Genomic DNA, 18,670 nt, shown 5'->3' with positions numbered 1-18,670 from the left:
CATGATTGAGGGATTAACGGCACTGAAAATAATTCAGCATATCGAGTGATAACGATCCGGTGCTTTGCGCCAGACTGATCAGGGCATTGAGATAACTTAAGCGTGCTTCAGCCTGATCTTTGAGTGCGGTGTAATATTTTTGCTGAGCATCCAGTTCATCGTTAACGGTGCGGAAGCCCATTTCACGGCCATACTGGACCGACACCACTTTTTCACGTGCTGAGTCGACGGCATTCTTTTGAGCACTGAGTAAAACTTTGCCATTGGTCAGGCTAAGCCAGGCAGAACGGGTATCGGTTGCCGCTTTGCGTTGTGCTTCCATCATGGAATACTTTGCTGCCTGACGGCGGTAAGATGCTTCAAAAGATTGTGAAACCTGACTGCCGCCGGCAAACAATGGAACAGAAACGTTTACGCCATATTGGAGGTTATTACTCTTTGAGTTCGTCCCGAAGATTGCGTCATACAGGATATTGTCGTCGTCGTCATTACGACTCCAGTTCTTGCCGTATCGCGCATAGAGCGAGACCACTGGCATGTGCGCGCCGTCAGCCGCAAGGACATCTGCATCTGCCTGGTCATTCTGAAAAAGAGCAATTTTAATATCAGTATTACGCTGCTGGCTGGCATTAATTGCATCGGTCAGAGAAGAATAGGGCGATGCTTTCAGGCACTGAAAATTCACCGGTTCTACGGTGTCCGGGCTGATACCCGATAAACGGCGAAATGCCTCGCCTGCAAGCAATAGCTGATTGCCAGCTTCTATTTCCTTAGCCTGTGCCAGAGCGTAGTTAGCTTTAGCCTCATCCAGTTCAGTGCGGGTATTTTGACCGTTGATTAAGCCGGTCTGAATTTTCTGCTGTTGTTGCTTAAAGTTATGGCTGGCGGCTTTGGCTGCCTGTAAAACTTCCTGCTGATAAAGCACCGTAAAATAAGCATTACTGATGGCATTAAGTAACTTTTCTTCAGCCTGTTTTGCCTGTGCTTCAGCAGTGTTGGCAATCGCAACACCTTTACGCCATCCGGCATATTTACTCATATCAAACAGCGGTTGTCTGACGCTGAGATCGTAACTGTGGTTAGTAACCCCACTCTGATATTTCTTATCCGGTTGTTCCTGACGATCCCAGTTTCCCTCCAGGGTCAATGTTGGCAGCATTCCGGCCATACCTTGCCAGTATTTTTGTTTATCTGCCGCACTGGTCATCTGACTGGATTGTAATGCTGAGTCGTAGCTCAATGCAGCCTGAGCAGCTTGCTGCAGGTTGGTTGCAGATGTGCAAAATGGAGCACAGGTTAGAGCCAGTAATGCAATATTCAGATTATGAAATTTCATGATTTTCGCTGTTTATAAAATTTTTCGTGCCAGGTGATTAAATGAGTTCCTGTGCAAAAACATACTTAATTAAATCTGTGTTTGATTGCAGCTGAAGCTTACGCATGGCGTTGTATTTCTGTGTTGCAACGGTGCTTATGCTACGTTTACGCGCTTTTGCTATCTCCATCAGGCTGTATCCAATGGCGAATAATCGAATGACCTCTACTTCTGAAGGTGACAAAAGTGTTTGTGCCGGATCTGCGGGTGCAGAGAGCATTAAACTCTTCATCTGTTCCGAGTAGTATATTCCTGAGTTGGATGAGCAAACCCAATTGAATGCTTTGACCAAATCACGAATGTCATCTCGCTTGTGCACGATGGCATTAACCGGGATTTGTAATATGCTTTTCAAAATAGCCTGGCTGTTTTGTGCAGTAAAAACAATAATTTTTAATTCCGGGTTTTGCTTATGTATCTGTTCTATTTTTCGCACGCCATTGACATCATTGCGGTCAAAATTAAAGCAAAAGTCCGTTATTAATATATCGGGCATATCCTCTCTGATAACAGACAGCAAAAGATCAGCTTCAACCGGATAAGCAATAACATCAAGTTCTGAAAACTCCTTTATGAGTATGTTCCGGATAGAGTAAAGAATAAATGGACTTTCATCTGATACACCAAGCCTGAGCTTATTTTTTTCCTTGAGTTTATTCACAGACAATCCTTTTCTGTAGATAAAATATGAAGAAGGGCTCCGCAGAGCCCTGCTGATTACTGGTAACTAAGCGTATACGTTGCTACTGCATTAGCCGTGCCAGGATTGATTTTCGCAGCAGTCTGATAATATCGTGCATAGAGTGGCACCGTCACTAAGGCAGATGAGAGCGGGTAAGTCGCAATGTTAAATGGAGTAGCAAGTGCAATCGGCTGCTCATTTTCATTAAGGATTTGTACACCGACGCCACTCGCCGTTGAGGCCGAATTAAGTGCTACCACACCCAAATCGGATAATCCGCCAGACGCGTCACCATCCAACTGCATCATCACATCAAACGAACCCGAAAGAAGCGCCTCACAGTTAAGCTGAATATTAAATGCGGTTGTAGCGCTAGTCTGACCGATTCCTGATCCTAAACCGCTAGTGGGATTCGTGGTGTAACTACCTAATGGCACAGGCAGATTGGTATCACCGGCGACTGAGCAGGTCTGATCTTTAACAGTGATACCTGTTTTAATATTGGTGAAGTTGAATGATACATCTTTACCTGATATTAACGAACCAACATCAAAAGCGTTTACATAGCTCTTAAGAGAAGTAGACGCTGACATAGAGTTGGAGGTCTTTACAATCTGATAAGGTACGTTGATTGAGACATCTGTATATGAACCAATGGTTCCGCCGCTGGTTAAAGCATAAGTACTAATCATGATACCCGTTGCAATACTTGCGGCATCGGTACTCATCTCTCCGCCATAGCCAGTATATAACGTCAATCCATAACCCAGGGCACCCGCGTCAATCGCCTTGCGCTTAAAATAGACCTCACCGCTTAATCCATCTGCGTACTGCTGCAGATTATCCAAAGCACATTTAAAGTTAGCGGTTGCCGTGCCGCTATAAACGATCGTACCTACTGGCACAGCAGCTGAAATATTAATGCCCAATGAGCTCACATCAACTAACGTTGTACTTGATGTTATTTTGCATGTTAACGTCACATCGGCTGATGAATCCGCTGCATTAACATTAAAAGTAGCCATCAGTATCAGACTTAATATTAATGAAACTGAGCCAATGAGGCGCATTATTTTCTTTCCTGAAATTAAAAACATGATGTTACCTCATTAACCCTGTGTATCTTTATTGTCGGTATTAGAAGCGTACCGCACCGGCTGCATTTGCTCGTTACTGCAGGTTGTCGTCAGTCTCGCCAGTGTCTGATTCTCACTGGACTGAACGGCACCAGATTCAAGGTTAACCATGCAATTGTCATTTGCCGTTTTTCCCCATGAAACATGCAGACGGCTGACATCTTTATTCAGCCTGACGTAAATCTGACCACCCTGTGAAACAGTCGTTACCAGATTGCCATTTTCATCATTAACTGACGCACCAAAAGGTAAGGCATTGCCATTGGGCTGATTTGCCCGTATTAAAAGTGGTTTTCCCTTACTGGTTTTATAGTCCAGTCTGACTACAGCACCTTCAACAGGAATAACTCGCTGCTGAGTTGACTCCAGCTCAACATCAAGCGGAATACCTTTCGGATCAATCGCCAGTTCATTTATCCTGTACGGATTAAGATTAGGTACTATTGCTCTGCCGCTTCCGTCCAGCACTATATTTGGATAACCAAGCACCCGAGCCCCTTCTGCATCAGCGGCACTTACTACAGCATACGTTGTTGACTGATAAGCACTAAAGTTGATGCTATCAGGCAAGGCAACCACAGTTCCGCTGGCACCTGCTGAGGCTGAATAATAGTCTTCTCCCTTTGTATATGACGCTGTCAGCATGCTGTAAGGTGAACGATATTGACCACCGATCGAGCCTGACTTTTTATTATCAATATCGCGTGCAGCACCTACGTTATAGCTATATTGATCATTCTCACCTAGCACGCCATTAACTGCAGTTTGAGCAGTTACACCCTCTTTATTATGTGTGGCGCTTCCGGTTACATAATTCTTACTTTCACTACCAAGTGGTATAGAGAAGTCGAGTGAAAGTTGCGTGTCATGCCCACCGGTTGAATATAATAATCGGTTTGCTGATAATGTATAGGATACACGACCAATTCTATTATTATAGCCTAACTGAAATTGGGTGTTTGTACCGGTGCTGTTCCAGTAATTTTGAACGAAACCAGTAAGATAGATATTCCCATATGACTCTCCAAAATTTTGGCTGGCAGTCAGTGAAAAGCGTTGTTTAGGCCGTGATAGATAATTTTTCCCGTTAATTTTATTCTTTTTGTAATAGTTATTAATTTGCAGAGCATTGTCATAGCTGTAATAGCCTGATGACGAAAATCTATACGCTGCGAGAGTAAAGTTGGTGCCAGTCTGAGAAACTTTTTTACTGTAGGTCGCACGATAGCTCACACCCTGCTTTTTCTCATCGCCATATTTTGTCTGAGCACCGGTGATATCCAGAGAGATAGCGCCTATGGGTAACCCAAATGCACCGCCTAACAGCGCTGAGATATAGTTATCTGATCCCAGGATACCGGTATAACCGGTCAGGCTATTGGTAAAGCCATGCTGAATGGTGCCCTGATAAACAGAAGGCGTATAAGCCATATTGTCTTTACGCGACACACCTCCCGTCACAGAGTAGAACGTCATGCCCGGGCGCTTCAGTCTCGTCATAGCTGCATAGGGTACTGAAAAGCGCGTTTCGCTGCCGTCAGCTTCTTTTACAGTAACATCTAAGTCGCCACCGTAGCCGGTAGGGTAGAGGTCGGAGATGTTAAAGGGGCCTGGCGAAACTGTTGTCTCATAAATTTTACTGCCATTTTGCGATACAGTTACCTGAGCATTAGTACGCGCAACACCACGAATTTCTGGTGCGTAACCACGTTGTGAATCAGGCCACATTTGATCGACAGTCGATATCTGCGCACCGCGGAATGAGAGGGTATCAAAGAGTTCGCCACTCGTATTACCTTCACCTAACAATAAGCGTGATTTCAGCTGCGGGATATCACGCTGAACATAGGTGTTGATGGCATTATAGTGATGAGACTCCTCACCTTGCTGGCGTCGCCAGCTTAATGAGCCATCATGACGAAACATCCATCCGCCAAGGTTAAAACCTGCCAGCGCCCTGCCATAAAAAGAGTCATATTCACGTCCGTCGTTAACAGAGCGGTAATAGTTGGTGTCATAATTAAGTGTTAATGCCGTTTCGCCCTTATCCCAGAACTCTGGAGCGACATAGCCACGTGCTGAGCGCAGCAGATAAATCTGTGGAATTGAGATGTCCATCTGCATATCAGCGGAGTTGATTGCGGCATGACTCTCCTTAACCACATCTTCCAGTGCAATACATTGCTTACCTGTACGTAACTCTTCAGCTTGCTCAGAGCTGAATACTGTATCTTTGATGGAAAGGCTTTTTACCAGATCATAGGAAAGACAGGCTTTAGTACCAGCTCCCTCACGCACAACCTGAACATTCTCCCGACCAATCTGACGGCCATTTAAAAAGATATCCAGCGTGTAGATGCCGGGATCAATGGGGTTACCTGTTGCGTAGCGGGAAACATCTACTTTTACACCAGCTAAATTTTTTACAAATGATTCATCGAAATCATAAGCAGTTACAGCAAACGCTGACTGAGTTGCTGCGGTCAGAAACAGCGCCAGAAAAGAGCGATAAAAAATTTTGCCAGTTGGTTTATTAAAAAATACCGTCCTTGCCATCATAATTTCCCCTGGATAATTATCAAAAGCTACTCGTTTATTTTGCTTTCAACCTTACGTGCTGCACCAAAATCGTCCAGATACTGATAATTAAATGTTGTTTTTATTTGACTTGTTCTCATGCCTTTCATCGGAAACTCTTTTGTTTCGCCTGGTGCCAGCATTTCTCCTTTTTCACTGACTAATTTATGACCGGCGTTATCTTCTGCATTAATCTGGGAGACGTTAACGTAGAAAGGTGAGTTGTTAGTTGCGGAAAGAAAATTAGGTTTTTGACCGTGACGCCATACCAGTCCTGACGCAGCTTTATTGGCCTGCGCTGTATCAAACTGAACTGGACGATAAAAAATCTTGATACGACTCCGGATCGCCATTTGCAACTGGTTCTGGTTAGCCAGGCTTTTATCACGAGGAGGTATATCAAGGACATTAAGCCAGAAGATAGATTCTTTGTCCGTGGGCAAATTGGCACCCGTAAAAACAATACGTAACGTTTGCCCTTTATTCGCCTCCATACGGAAAACCGGAGGTAATAAAACGAAAGGAACATTTATTTTATCGACTGCTTCGTTAGGATTTCCGTTATCAACCCATGCCTGAACAAGTGCGGGATGATCGCCGCGGTTATCCAGACGAACGGTAACCTCTTTCTCGGAAGCAGGGTAGATTACCCGGGTACCAATAATGGTCACACTGGCAAAGGCAGACGAAGTCATTGCGCAAGTGAGCAAACAGGAGATTAGAAATTTAAAACTTTTTTTTTTCATGATATTAACTGAAGTGATGAAAGGGGAAGAGTGGTGAGGGCATTGCCCTCACCAAATCAATTACAGGTAATTGATTGAATAGTTTACTGTTGATGCAACGGTACCCGCTTCTGCAGCAGCAGTTGCATAGTACTGAGCTGAGTAAGACAGGGTGCCAGCCCCTGCTGTCAGAGCGACAGTTGCAGGAGCGGTAGACTGTTCAGTGCTGCCTGCATTGATAGCGTTGTTAGCGCTGTCCAGCAGTTGCAGATCAACACCTGTAGCAGTACCAGTGTTAGTCAGGCGACCGTTGGCGTTTACACCAGCGCCCTGCTCAAAGTAAGCGTAGACATCGCCAGTTGTTGCGGAGCAGTCGCTCAGCGCCAGAGTAAAGCGAGTGTTGCCTGCAACGGCACCTGCCGCATTTAATACACCGGCCGCTACTTTCGGCAGGGTAACGGTGGCAGTACTGCTTCCGCCGTTAACACTTACGGTACAGGTCTGAGATGCAATGGTGCCGGTGAAGTTAATTGTGCCATCTGAAGCTTCTGCTGCATTAACCTGCGCCGCTGCCAGCAGCAGACCCATAGCAACCATAGATACCTTTTTCATATACTTTCCTTTGTATAAAATAGTGAACAACATTTAATTATGAGCGATTGAGTTTTATGACAAGCGCTCATTCCTTCCCGGAAGTCTATCGACCTCCAGGTAAATCAGAACATCAGCAGGCCGAAAACTACGGCCGCAGCAACACCGACAATACCCATGCCAAAAGCAGTACCGCTAACCGGGTTAGCTTCTGGTATTGATTCCGGACGTACCCACTCAGTTTTTTCTTTGGAGCTTTCGCCAATCTGTTTGAAGAAATCTAAAATTACGGAAGTTAATGAGCCGCCACTAACGCCTGCAATTTCATTACTTTTCAATTCACGCATGATTTTTCCTTATGCAGTAATTACACCTGTTCCCAGGTCAAGCTGGTTTTCAACAATATTATTGAACCAGCCTGCAGTTGTTTCCCAGCCATTCATCGCGCCATAAAGTGCGCCATCGACCAGACCCACAACGGCACCCACGATCAGACCAACACCGCCAGAGATAATACCAACGCCCAATACGCCGCCCGTGCTACCGCCGCTCATGGCCCATTTGAGACCGAAAGCAGTAATACCTGCAGCTGCACCTACAACGACTGAACCGATGAAATCAAAAACGCCTGCGCCTGAAACGGTCTGCATTTCAACAGTTGTTAACTCTCTCATTTATATCTCCAGGATTAATTAGTTATTCAATTATTCAGTAATGAAATTTTTTAAAACGCCGCTTCAAGCGAACGGCGTTATTAGATTAGGAGGCCATAAAAAATAAAATAGTAAAATAGCCATAATTGATATTTGGTGCGGTTACCACTGGCTATAGAAGCTATGGACTTATTACATTCTGTTTACATTCATTATAATTTAGGTGGGCTTGATGAGGTTATTCACCTTATCGATAAATTATTTCTTTTCATACCGGTTTAGTTATCTTGTGTTGATGCGGCACTATCAGCCTCAGACGCTGATAACGGTACGCATTCTGCGGGGTAAAGGGCTTTGAAGTAATTTATAGGGTTTTCTTAAAACACTCTGATTCTCAGTAAGTGAGCTTCATATGAAATGTAAGGTAAAATCCGGGCGCTTAAAGTCAAGCACGAAAACAGGATATATTCCTAAAAATAAATTCAAAAATAGAATATAAATCTATATATTGACTGATTGTCGATTTAAATGTCTGTTATGAGGATGCTATGGTTTAATTTATGCCATCAGATGCTGTGCTGTTTTTTTATTTCTACGGGGGAGTTAACAATGATCACCTTATGAATGGCCATGTAAATATTATTACAAGTTTTTAAAGTGCTACTGCATACTTGTTTGTTTTAATACGGTGATTTTATAACATTAGTTTTCATATGGTTATGATTGATTCCTTTTTTAAGAAAAAAGTTATAACCCTATCAGTAAGTCTCTACTTGTTAGTTTGAGTTACTGATTAATTGGCATTTAAGCGGTGAAATATCTGGTTGTGTCGCCATTCCTTGGCTTAATACTCTTCCTTTTTGCATGTTTGTGGTGTTGAATTTTATCGCAATGGTTTTACTATAGTGAAACCAATAACGACCTCTTCTATGGCTTATATTTGAGGGAAGGCCAGAGATCAGAAATACACCAGGCGAAAAAAAGAGACTATAACAAACGGATTTTTACTAATTTTTCTACTAATCACTAACTTCGTGTTAGTTAGATTGAGTTAATTATTATGTATAGAGTGACTGAGAATCATGAGCGGATCATCGATGCGCTGGCCGGGTACACCCAGGTTGCTAATCCAGATGAGATTTCACGCGGTAAGCGTCGTTATCATCTCACCAAAGATAATGTGCGCCGGGTAATGTTCATTCTTGATGGTGACTTCTTACTGAAATTAAAGAGCGAAAATAAGGTCTTAAATATCCTGTCTGCTCCCTTTGTTGTCGGTGTCACACCGGCACTCGATGAACCTCCTGTTTATCTGGAGAGAATCGATTATGGGAAGGTCAGTTTCATCGATTACGATGTGTTCTGGCGACTGGTATTTGAGAAAGACCTCTTTAACGATGCCATGTCCATTCTGTCTGGCCAGTACTCAGACCTGATGAACTACATCCAGCTACCCAAGAATAACTCACATGATGAAGTGATTTCTTTAATTGGCCGCTGGGAAAAATTGCCACCGCATCTTAAGAAGCGCTTTTCGGCACTTTACCTGATTGAAAATAGTTCTCATCTTTCAAAAAGCTCCATTTGCAGAGTTTTGAAAGAATTAAAAGAGAAAGGCGAACTGACCCTGGTTAACGGCAAGTTTACCTGAGTCTTCTTTTATCCAACTTTTGGGATGCTTAAGGAAAAAATGGATTTTAAAGTCGTTTGTACAGATGAGAACTACTTCTTTCGGCTGGGCATCTCCAAAATTATTGAGGAGGCACTGTTATCAGAGACGTCAGTAGAATTCTTACCCGCCTATGACGCGAAAAATTTATGTCAGGCGGACTTTATACTGATTAGTGTTGCTCAGTGGCGCCTTTATATGTGTCAGCCTGCCTACCGGGATCGGAAGCCCGGTAGCATTTTAATGGTCTTCGTTGACGATATTGAAGACATGATTACTGAGCATTTGCCTCTCTGCTATCGTTCTTTGATTATCATTTCGCGCAGGGATTCTGTTCGCGATATTGCTGAAAAAATCATCCGGTTCTGGCTGGAAAATCAGGGGAGCGCCAGAGGATTTGTACCCACAGATTGCTCGCATTGCGATTTCGCGCGTATTACAGTAGTCCAGCTGCAGGTGCTAAGTTTTCTGAAGAAAGGGTATAGCGTGGGGCAGACAGCTAAACGCCTGAATCTTTCCACTAAAACAATTTATGCACATAAATACAATGTAATGAAGAAGTTTTCGCTAAGTGGTGATATGGCTTTTAACGCCTTCATCAATGATCTGACGCTGCTTGAGCTTTATAAGGGTGTTATTGAGTCTGCAAAATTATAATGCCTCATGCATCTCATATGTCCGGGATCCTGCAAATTACAGAGTTAATTCTGGTGTCCGGATTTTCTGTGATGCATAACGGCCTTCACAGGCTGCTTTCTGGCCGTTAAGGGTTGAGAGGTTTATGTGAGAAATGAACCGCGAAAAATCAATCCCTGGCCATCCCTTTTAAAAGGGTAACGGCACTCATGTCAGGGATGGTTATTTGTATTCATAGTAACTATGCCGTTGCTGCATCCGTACTTCATCTCCCCGATGCGTTTCAGTCAGACGTGGATAGCCGTTGTCCTACTCAGTCTGCGCCGACACTCAAAGAAACGCATATAAGTACGCAGAATCTTCCGGACAAACTCTTGAATGCTCAGCCGGATGGCTAAACAGCATTTGAAATCAGTGGTTTTGAGAAATAATGACGTTCAGGCGTTATTGCTGCCTGGGGATACCGTTGGTACCAATTACGCTTGCAAAAGATAAGGAACCTGAAGTTCCGATAAGTTAAGACAGGTAAAAAAAGCCAGCGTTGCCGCTGGTTTTTTTTACAGATTTTTATTTCAGGATATAAACACGTTCTGCATTGATTTCGCTGTAGCCATCATCCCGGTCGACTTCACCGCTGACCCGTACCTTTTTGCCAATCAGATAACGATTATCGTCATCATCATCGTCTATATCGACACGGATGCGGCCAGTCGGGTCTTTTAACCAGTAGTGATCATCATCGGCCCTGCCAGTGATCGTTCCCGTGAGCGTAACCTGGCTATCGTCGCGCAGGGTTTTCGCCACTGTAACCGTGACCTCTTGCCGGGCATATACCGAGCCTGAACTGATGAGGGCCAGTATCATCCATAATATTTTCTTCATTTACGTCTCCCTTAACATCTATCATTTGTCGGTTTATTTATTAAAAACTAAAACGATAGCCGGCGTTAACCTGGCGCTGATCGAAGCGATTTCCATTTACCATATCTCCTTCGATAAAAAGGGTATGGTTACTGATTTGCGCACTGACACCGATACCGTTATTCCAGCCATTACCTTTAAATGAGAGGCGCTCATCTGAACCATTCAGAGCAAAAGCAGCATCCCCGCCAAACTCGCGTAAAGCACCTGTTTTGACATAAGTATTGAGTTTGTAGTTGCTCTGATTGACTTCATATCCTGCCAGTACGCTGGCTCTTCCCATCAGCGATTTGTAACTTGAGAGATCAATGTTGAGGCCATTCGACGCCCTTACTGAGGTTCCATCCTGATGACCTGCAGTCAGCTGAAGCTGTGGTTCCACGTAAAAGCCAGTAAGTTCGTCAGAGAAGCTGAACTTCTTCCCGGCTTCGAGTGATCCACTCAGGCCTGATGAAACACCATGACCGGATACGCGATTATTCTGTGTATCGCTGACATCGAATTGATTTCTCAGGCGGTTGAATTTCAGTACACCATCCAGGTAGAAACCAGCATCATTCAGCCATGTGCCGTAGATACCAAAATGTTCAGATTTTGTCGTGCCATCGCCAGCACGATAATGAGGCGAGCCCTCTGTTGCTCCCATGAACAAGCCCAGATAAATCGGCAGATCATCGGACAGGCGTTTATCTATCCCAAACTGATAGCCTGAATAATTCATGTGGAAGTTGCTCAGCTTGCCATTGGCAAAACCACTGAAACGCCCATCCATTCCGCGCAGCCAGACATTGCCGCCCGTCTTTCCCTGGCGCACATCACCCATACGCTGCATCAGAGTCTGCATTTCGGCATAATTCATCAGATAACCGATGTTAAGGAAGTTGGCACCTGCATTCGCTGTGCTGGTGATGGTTGAATTGTGATTTTGTTCTGCTGGCTGTGTCGGATTTCCATTTTCTTTCATGTCTTCATCTGAAGCAGGTTGAATGATGTTATCCGTTGGGACTACGGGGGATTGGTCTGCTGAGGGGTTCTCATCTGAAACAGGTTGAATGTTGTTATCGGCTGGAATGGCGAGTTGCTCATCTGCAGCAGACGTTTCAGGCGCTTTTGGCGATGAGAGAACCCAGTTAGTACCCTGTTTGTTGACCGAATAGACATACCCACCCAGTTCAACGTCGGTGTTGCCCCTGAACGTCGCGATACCATCCGTAGTCTCAACAACGGTCAGTACTTCATTACCTGTGGTAATGGCACTGCCGCGGTTCAGAATATTCAGACCGTACTCACCTGCGCTGCTTTCGGTCACCACGATTTTGTCGCCCGTATTATTTACCCCTTCACCATCGCCGACCAGATTGGTACGAAGGGTAAAGTTGCCGCTACCGCTCAGGTTTGCAATGGTCAGAGTGGAGTAGGTCGCATCGTCTGTTGCTGCAGAAAGATCTGCCAGTGAGTTATTTAATGTCAGGTTATCAAGATTAGATGTTTGACTAACGTTCCATGTGCTGTTGGTGAGGCTGACGTTTAAATGACCGCCATTCACGTTATCGCTGGTAGCACTACCGGACCACAGTGAACCCGGCTCTAAATTAAGATCGATCAGGCCCCCCTGCGATACCACGCTGCCGGTGATTTCCGCTTTCCCCTGAGAAGTGATAACGCCCGGTGCAAGCCCTTCGGCGTAAAGTGTTGCTATTGCTACGCCATCCGGAGAGGTCATATCGATAGAGAGATCGCCTGTCAGATTGGTCTGGCCACCATTCCAGGTAACAACACCTATTCCTGTATCAGGGCCGGTGATGCTTATGTCTTCGCCATTAATCTCGCCTCCACCCAGAGACCAAAGGCCTCTGCCGACCATATCTGATTGTTTAAGAACTATATCTGTGTTGGCCAGGTTGATCACTGCACCTGTCGATTGAGCGGATGCGCCATAACCACCAGACTGAATGGTGTTGCGTTCCTCTTCACTGCCTGAAAAGTTGAGGGTGACATTACTATCCATAGCAACAAGGCCGCCAGTCTGCGCTGAAGAGATTACGCTGCCTGCGCCGACATTTATCAGGCTATTTTCTCTGGCTGAAATGCCAGGAGAAGTCGTGCCAGATGTGCTGATTGTCAGATGATCGGCAGTCAGTTCACCCAGGCTCCAGATGCCTGCAGAAATCTTACCTGTGGTGATAATGGTTGAGTTGCTACCCAGATCGACCGAGCCATTATCCTGAATATTGATACCCTGCGAGGCATCGCCCAGGGTATTAATGGTCAGCGCTTCGGCTTTAAGCGTTGCGGCACTATTAATCGCATCACCGGCTAGTGTATCCACCTGGACACCATGACTGTTGGTCCCGTTGGTCTGTATACTACTGCCATTGCCTAAATCAACGTTCGAGCCGTAACCGCTGACGCGCAGTGCGATACCGTTGGTGCCCTGGGTACTGATACTCAATGCTTCGGCCTGCAACGAGGATTGATTGCTTACAACCACTCCCTCCGCGTAAGCAATGCCTGAACCGATCGATGTGACGGAGCTACCGGATCCCAGATTGCCAGTAACCTGCTTTCCGCTGAGCTCCATCGCTACTGCGGATATTCCTGAAACATTGAGAATTAATTTATCAGCTGTAAAGTTACTGTTCGCCGCCTGGATGAAAATGCCCTTAGCGTAGTGCTCAGGGTCTTTCACCGTAACTGTGCTGCCCGAACCGGCAGTCACTTCAGCAGCGGTTGCACCGGTTACAAGAATGCCATAATAACCATCGCCAGATGACTGATCGGCAATCAACGTGGTGCCATCCGCCAGCGTAATATCTCCGCCTCTCAGACTTCCGACAATAGCCGCTGAACTGATAAGGGGCAACATACCCATTCCTCCGGCCAGCACTATCGCTTTTACGCGTTTATTCAGGTCAGTATTATTATTCATATTCGTAACTCTTCCTTAAGGTTTTATTAAAGGGCTAAGGGGCTCTGAAAGGTGTTAGACAGGCATGCCATTTCGCACTTCATACGCTTCTTTGGCCCGATACGAATTAAGCGTTTTGTTAATTAAATCCATTAATAACAGCGTGTTTACTAAGGGCGTCAGGATTATGCAGGTGAGGCGTTAATTATGTAAAGGGAGTGAAAGTATGCGTCTTTTGACGACAGGTTAAAAGAATCGAGGTACTACAAAGGAATTTTCATTGAAAATTAAGCTTATGTGTTAACTATAACTCGGGAGGTCTTGTTAATTATTATTACAGTCATTCTCTTTTGGGGTTTGTTTATTGTGTTTCGCAGGCCAGTAATGAGAATGCCGACAGTAATAGGTGTTGTTAAGAGAGGGTTTAGCGCGTGGGTGCTATCATTATTAGATGCTCAGATAAACACCCGGTTTTTCCACAAACTGGCCAGAAACGAATCTGAAGCGATGGTCTATGAAAAACGCATGACGAATAGCGAATTAATTAATGCGCTCATCGCTATTACGCTTTGTGCCATAGCATGGTGAGCATGAAAAACGAAGTCTCACTGACCTGAAAATGATGCTGAGAGAGGGTTACATGAAAATCATAAACAGAATAACAGTCGGCTCCCTGATGCTGGCCACACTGCAAATTAGTGCCTGCACGCCTCATCATGCCGAGCCACAGCGCCTGGTAATGCGGAATCCTGCAAGTCAATGGTGCCTTCAGCGTGGCGGACAACAGGTAAAGGATGAATTATCGAACACCAGTACACTTTACTGTCTGTTACCTTCAGGAGAAAGGATTGAGCAGTGGGCGTTGTATCATCGCGATCACCCGCAATAATCACTTTTCAATTTCCCTGCCAGCAGGATTATCAAAAGCTATTGAAATAAATGATAATTCTCCTGAGGCTCTGTCTGAGCTCAATGCTGGCTAAATCTTTGCAAGACCCCGGATCATTTGTCGCAGTCCTTTTTCTGGACTGCTACAGATTTCTGCTGCCTTTCTTATTTCGGGCTTACTCCAGGAATGGTTAACCGCGTGTTTTATGTGAACTATACACGCAATTGATTAATCCCATGAATGATTTTGAGTATTATTTAAACAAAGTAAAATAAGCTTTTTAAGATAAGAATTAATCCCGCGATAGATAAAAAAACTGGCTCTTAAATAATAAATTATTTTTTATCAGGAAGTGTTTTTTTATATCTATCTTGATCTCATTTGGCACTCGCCCGGCATATCTTTTAAGAATTATATTAAATAAGATATTTTCAATCCATTTTGGCAATGGGTTTTTATGGCCTTTTAATACAATGAGTTATCAAATATTTTACGCTAACCTGCCTCCTTTAATTGATCTGAATCAATATCTTTATAAAACTCAGATTCTATTACCGATTGTCATAATGATACTATTTCATTAATTAAGGTATTTTTCTTAAATAATAATAGCCTCATGAGGATAATCCATTGAAACATTTTGGAAGCGCAGCGTTATGTTGCACCTTCTTTATCTGCACCAAATCTTATGCGGGTATAATGCGACACGATATTGATGTGCAAGAATATCGTGATTTTGCTGAAAACCTGGGAAAATATTCGGTCGGTCTGACAAATATACCTGTCTATAAAATGGATGGTTCTTTATCAGGCTATCTTGATTTCGCCATGCCTGATTTCGGTATGGTAGCGACCTATGGCTACAGCACGCTGGTAGCACCCTCGTATGTTGCCAGTGCCCGTCACAACACCGGTTATCAGTCGCTGCAATTTGGCAACGGTGCACAATATGGTGCAACCTATAAGCTCATTAATCGCAATGAATCAACGATCTCAGATGTTGATTTCCACCTGCCTCGTTTAAATAAAGTTGTCACAGAGGCTGCGCCAGCAGAAGTGCTCGATAAGACGACCATGCGCACGGCTGATAAGTCACGTTTTTCCTGGTATACACGTACCGGCGGCGGTACGCAGAGTCAGGTCAGTGAGGATCAAACAACACAGATCACTCTGAGCGGTGCCTATAAATGGGTAAGCGGCGGCACTATTAATGCGGATACGATAACGACGCCGTCCGGGACCTTGCGCGCAATTGATTACGGACCAGACAACCCTCTCACTTCGCCGCTCGCGATTGGTACTCTGAGCGGTGATAGTGGTAGCCCGATTCTGGCCTATGACGAAATTGATCAGAAATGGAAATTGGCGGGTGTGCTACATGGTGGTACGAGTGCAGCAGCTTATGGCAGTACTTCCATGTGGGAATATATTCCTGATGGGTATATTCAGAACATCAGCGCCACAAATACCTCGCCCGATGTTACAGATAGTGCCAGTGGCGGCTCAATCTACTGGGACGGCAATGGCATTACTCAAAATAATGCTTCCTGGTCATGGAGTGGACTGGATACGAAATATGCGAGTATTGCCCCGTCAGAGCGAACCAATGAAGAGCTCGATGCCACCAAAGATCTTCGCTTCAATGGTGCTGGCGGACTCATCACCCTGAATACACCCATCAACATGGGTGCTGGCAAACTTCAGTTTTCCAGCGATTACACTGTCGCATCTGCCGACGGCGTCAATGCGACCTGGGCTGGCGGTGGTATTGAGGTTGATGCAGATAAAGAAGTCCTGTGGCAGGTTAACGGATTGGCCAATGACGCTCTGCACAAAATCGGCGCAGGTACATTGCATATCAATGCCGTAGGTAGAAACCCGGGTTCCCTGAATATAGGAGAGGGTACCGCTATCCTTGACCAGCAAGCGGATGCTTCAGGTAACAAGCAGGCTTTTTCCTCGGTTACGCTAGTCAGTGGTCGGCCAACCGTAGTACTCAATGACGAAAGTCAGGTTGCTACTGACCAGATCTTTTTTGGCTATCGTGGTGGTCGCTTAGATTTAAACGGCAATACGCTGAGTTTTAAAAAGATTAACCATACCGACAGCGGCGCTACACTGCTAAACCACAGTGATGCCGCGGCAACGCTCAACATTACTGGCTATACGGCCGCAGATGTTCCCTTTTATAAATTTACGGGCAGTAACCCTAAGGGAACACCAGGCACAATCTATGTATATAATAATCCTTACACTAAAGATACTGAGTACTTTCAGTTAAATACATCATCTTACTGGTATTTTCCGACCGATAAATCCTCGACGTCGACCTGGACGTATCTGGGGACCGATGCGGATGAAGCCATCAATCATCGCCTGACACAGCTGAACGTTCAGGTGTTCCGCGGTTTTCTGGGTGAAACGCTCGAAAATGCGCTGAATGGCGTCATGAATGTTAACATTTTACCGCGTAATACCACCGCGATTACCGCGCTGACCGGAGGGATGAATCTTAATGGCAATCTGGATGTTGCCAGCGGGACTGTTGTTCTCTCTGGCCAGCCGGTTCCACATGCGGGCAATGTTGTCGTTGATGATGACTGGAACACATCTCTGTTTAAGGCCGATCAGATCAATGTTGGCTCCGGAGCGCATTTCCAGGTGGGAGAATACGCTGGCGTTAAAGCCAACATTGTTGCTGCTGATTCGTCAACACTCTCTTTTGGCTATAACGATAGCGAGGTGGCAGGCGAGAAAAGCTGGCGTTGCTATTCTGCCATCTATTCTGATGATGTTTCCTGCAGTCAGCCCGTGCGAAGCGCAGAAGCACTGACACTGCTGCCTGCGAGTGAAGTTGAAGGGGATGTCCAGCTAGCGAATAACGCCTCACTTTATCTTGGAAAGGTAAATTATCAGGGTTCGGTAACCTCAACAGGCAGCACTATTATGACACTGGATCCCAATGCTGCCTGGACGATGACCGGCAACAGTAATGTCAGTTCGCTTATGGCGAAACGTGGATCGATGCTTTCAATGGTGCCTTCAGGCAACTGGAGCGCTAAAACGCTGAAGGTAGATACGCTGGATGCGACCGGGTTGAATCTGATGTTAGGCGTTAGGCCATCAACGCTGGAAAGTGACAAACTGATTGTAAAAAATTCGGTGAGTGGTGGTGATAACCTGCTGGACGTAAGTCTGCTAATCGGAAGTGAAGAGGAAGTTGCGCTGACCCAGGATCTGGTGATGGTGGATGCGCCTGCTGGCACCTCACACAGTTATTTCTCATTCGCCGACAGTTACAGTGGATTCAGCGTTTACACACCCAATTATCAGGTGAAAGATGATAACGATCGAGTTTTATGGGTGCTGGAGAGTAATAAGTCGGCCGAACCTGACCCCATCCCGGAGCCAACACCTGTTCCGGACGTGACGCCAGAGCCAACACCTGTTCCGGACGTGACGCCTGATCCAGAGCCAACACCTGTTCCGGACGTGACGCCTGATCCAGAACCGACGCCTGTTCCGGACGTGACGCCTGATCCAGAGCCAACACCTGTTCCGGACGTGACGCCTGATCCAGAGCCAGCACCTGTTCCGGACGTGACGCCTGATCCAGAGCCGACGCCTGTTCCGGACGTGACGCCTGAGCCAGAACCGACGCCTGTTCCGGACGTGACGCCTGAGCCAGAGCCGACGCCTGTTCCGGACGTGACGCCTGAGCCAGAACCGACGCCTGTTCCGGACGTAACGCCTGATCCAGAGCCAGCGCCTGTTCCGGACGTAACGCCTGATCCAGATCCAACCCCAGCACCGTCTGCTCCGACAGAGGATACCTCGACTGCCGAACAATCTGCTGCTGAGAAAGCGAAAGCTGAAGAGGAAGCTAAATCCAAAGCGGAGGCTGAAGC

Annotated in this window: 14 protein-coding genes and 1 pseudogene; 4 read left to right on the top strand and 11 right to left on the bottom strand. The window is 45.6% G+C overall.

All coding sequences use genetic code 11. From position 1 onward, the window contains the following. Window positions 1-13 precede the first annotated feature (13 nt). The 8 genes from F3I20_RS18370 to F3I20_RS18335 all read right to left on the bottom strand — a co-directional run bounded on the left by F3I20_RS18370 (window position 14) and on the right by F3I20_RS18335 (window position 7,760). On the bottom strand, window positions 14-1,336 hold the full coding sequence (locus tag F3I20_RS18370; protein WP_150015377.1) for a TolC family outer membrane protein: 1,323 nt from the start codon (window positions 1,334-1,336) through the stop codon (window positions 14-16). Window positions 1,337-1,373: 37 nt separating this feature from the next. After that, the gene (locus tag F3I20_RS18365) at window positions 1,374-2,036 is read right to left on the bottom strand and encodes a response regulator (protein WP_150038069.1); all 663 of its coding nucleotides are present in this window, start codon (window positions 2,034-2,036) and stop codon (window positions 1,374-1,376) included. A gap of 56 nt (window positions 2,037-2,092) precedes the next feature. After that, the gene (locus F3I20_RS18360) at window positions 2,093-3,154 is read right to left on the bottom strand and encodes a fimbrial protein (RefSeq protein WP_150038068.1); all 1,062 of its coding nucleotides are present in this window, start codon (window positions 3,152-3,154) and stop codon (window positions 2,093-2,095) included. 12 nt (window positions 3,155-3,166) lie between these two features. Continuing rightward, the gene (locus tag F3I20_RS18355) at window positions 3,167-5,752 is read right to left on the bottom strand and encodes a fimbria/pilus outer membrane usher protein (protein ID WP_150038067.1); all 2,586 of its coding nucleotides are present in this window, start codon (window positions 5,750-5,752) and stop codon (window positions 3,167-3,169) included. A gap of 26 nt (window positions 5,753-5,778) precedes the next feature. Beyond that, on the bottom strand, window positions 5,779-6,516 hold the full coding sequence (locus F3I20_RS18350; RefSeq protein ID WP_150038066.1) for a fimbrial biogenesis chaperone: 738 nt from the start codon (window positions 6,514-6,516) through the stop codon (window positions 5,779-5,781). Between the two features lie 60 nt (window positions 6,517-6,576). Then, a complete protein-coding gene (locus tag F3I20_RS18345; protein WP_150038093.1) occupies window positions 6,577-7,107 on the bottom strand; it encodes a fimbrial protein in 531 nt (176 codons plus the stop codon). Between the two features lie 104 nt (window positions 7,108-7,211). Beyond that, window positions 7,212-7,433: a hypothetical protein gene (locus F3I20_RS18340; protein WP_150015382.1), complete on the bottom strand. Its 222-nt coding sequence runs from the start codon at window positions 7,431-7,433 to the stop codon at window positions 7,212-7,214. A gap of 9 nt (window positions 7,434-7,442) precedes the next feature. Next, the gene (locus tag F3I20_RS18335; RefSeq protein WP_150015383.1) at window positions 7,443-7,760 is read right to left on the bottom strand and encodes a hypothetical protein; all 318 of its coding nucleotides are present in this window, start codon (window positions 7,758-7,760) and stop codon (window positions 7,443-7,445) included. Window positions 7,761-8,799: 1,039 nt separating this feature from the next. On the opposite strand from F3I20_RS18335, the gene F3I20_RS18330 reads away from it, so the two are divergent. Then, window positions 8,800-9,390: a helix-turn-helix domain-containing protein gene (locus F3I20_RS18330; protein WP_013356578.1), complete on the top strand. Its 591-nt coding sequence runs from the start codon at window positions 8,800-8,802 to the stop codon at window positions 9,388-9,390. Window positions 9,391-9,429: 39 nt separating this feature from the next. Then, window positions 9,430-10,065 carry a helix-turn-helix transcriptional regulator gene (locus F3I20_RS18325; RefSeq protein ID WP_150015384.1) on the top strand — a complete coding sequence of 212 codons (636 nt, stop codon included), beginning with the start codon at window positions 9,430-9,432 and terminating at the stop codon, window positions 10,063-10,065. A gap of 546 nt (window positions 10,066-10,611) precedes the next feature. Here the strand turns inward: F3I20_RS18325 and F3I20_RS18320 are convergent. Next, window positions 10,612-10,926 carry a NirD/YgiW/YdeI family stress tolerance protein gene (locus tag F3I20_RS18320; RefSeq protein WP_150038065.1) on the bottom strand — a complete coding sequence of 105 codons (315 nt, stop codon included), beginning with the start codon at window positions 10,924-10,926 and terminating at the stop codon, window positions 10,612-10,614. Between the two features lie 40 nt (window positions 10,927-10,966). Next, on the bottom strand, window positions 10,967-13,894 hold the full coding sequence (locus tag F3I20_RS18315; protein ID WP_150038064.1) for an autotransporter outer membrane beta-barrel domain-containing protein: 2,928 nt from the start codon (window positions 13,892-13,894) through the stop codon (window positions 10,967-10,969). 598 nt (window positions 13,895-14,492) lie between these two features. Here F3I20_RS18315 and F3I20_RS24475 point away from each other — a divergent pair. After that, a complete protein-coding gene (locus tag F3I20_RS24475; RefSeq protein ID WP_368668633.1) occupies window positions 14,493-14,762 on the top strand; it encodes a putative hemolysin in 270 nt (89 codons plus the stop codon). Window positions 14,763-15,461: 699 nt separating this feature from the next. Then, window positions 15,462-17,705, top strand: a pseudogene (locus F3I20_RS24660) (S6 family peptidase); the annotation flags it as partial. Between the two features lie 386 nt (window positions 17,706-18,091). Here F3I20_RS24660 and F3I20_RS24655 read toward each other — a convergent pair. Continuing rightward, window positions 18,092-18,655: a hypothetical protein gene (locus tag F3I20_RS24655; RefSeq protein WP_505538513.1), complete on the bottom strand. Its 564-nt coding sequence runs from the start codon at window positions 18,653-18,655 to the stop codon at window positions 18,092-18,094. Window positions 18,656-18,670 lie beyond the last annotated feature (15 nt).

The organism is Candidatus Pantoea gossypiicola, assembly GCF_008632075.1.
Lineage (GTDB): Bacteria > Pseudomonadota > Gammaproteobacteria > Enterobacterales > Enterobacteriaceae > Pantoea > Pantoea gossypiicola.
Note: the sequence above shows the minus strand (reverse complement) of the source record. Positions and strands in the feature narration are given on the sequence as shown.

Excerpts from the sequence above, each read along its gene's own strand:
- F3I20_RS18370 (WP_150015377.1), bottom strand. The coding sequence starts at position 1,336 with ATGAAATTTCATAATCTGAATATTGCATTACTGGCTCTAACCTGTGCT.
- F3I20_RS18360 (WP_150038068.1), bottom strand. The coding sequence starts at position 3,154 with ATGTTTTTAATTTCAGGAAAGAAAATAATGCGCCTCATTGGCTCAGTT.
- F3I20_RS18355 (WP_150038067.1), bottom strand. The coding sequence starts at position 5,752 with ATGATGGCAAGGACGGTATTTTTTAATAAACCAACTGGCAAAATTTTT.
- F3I20_RS18350 (WP_150038066.1), bottom strand. The coding sequence starts at position 6,516 with ATGAAAAAAAAAAGTTTTAAATTTCTAATCTCCTGTTTGCTCACTTGC.
- F3I20_RS18345 (WP_150038093.1), bottom strand. The coding sequence starts at position 7,107 with ATGAAAAAGGTATCTATGGTTGCTATGGGTCTGCTGCTGGCAGCGGCG.
- F3I20_RS18340 (WP_150015382.1), bottom strand. The coding sequence starts at position 7,433 with ATGCGTGAATTGAAAAGTAATGAAATTGCAGGCGTTAGTGGCGGCTCA.
- F3I20_RS18335 (WP_150015383.1), bottom strand. The coding sequence starts at position 7,760 with ATGAGAGAGTTAACAACTGTTGAAATGCAGACCGTTTCAGGCGCAGGC.
- F3I20_RS18330 (WP_013356578.1), top strand. The coding sequence starts at position 8,800 with ATGTATAGAGTGACTGAGAATCATGAGCGGATCATCGATGCGCTGGCC.
- F3I20_RS18325 (WP_150015384.1), top strand. The coding sequence starts at position 9,430 with ATGGATTTTAAAGTCGTTTGTACAGATGAGAACTACTTCTTTCGGCTG.
- F3I20_RS18320 (WP_150038065.1), bottom strand. The coding sequence starts at position 10,926 with ATGAAGAAAATATTATGGATGATACTGGCCCTCATCAGTTCAGGCTCG.
- F3I20_RS18315 (WP_150038064.1), bottom strand. The coding sequence starts at position 13,894 with ATGAATAATAATACTGACCTGAATAAACGCGTAAAAGCGATAGTGCTG.
- F3I20_RS24475 (WP_368668633.1), top strand. The coding sequence starts at position 14,493 with ATGATGCTGAGAGAGGGTTACATGAAAATCATAAACAGAATAACAGTC.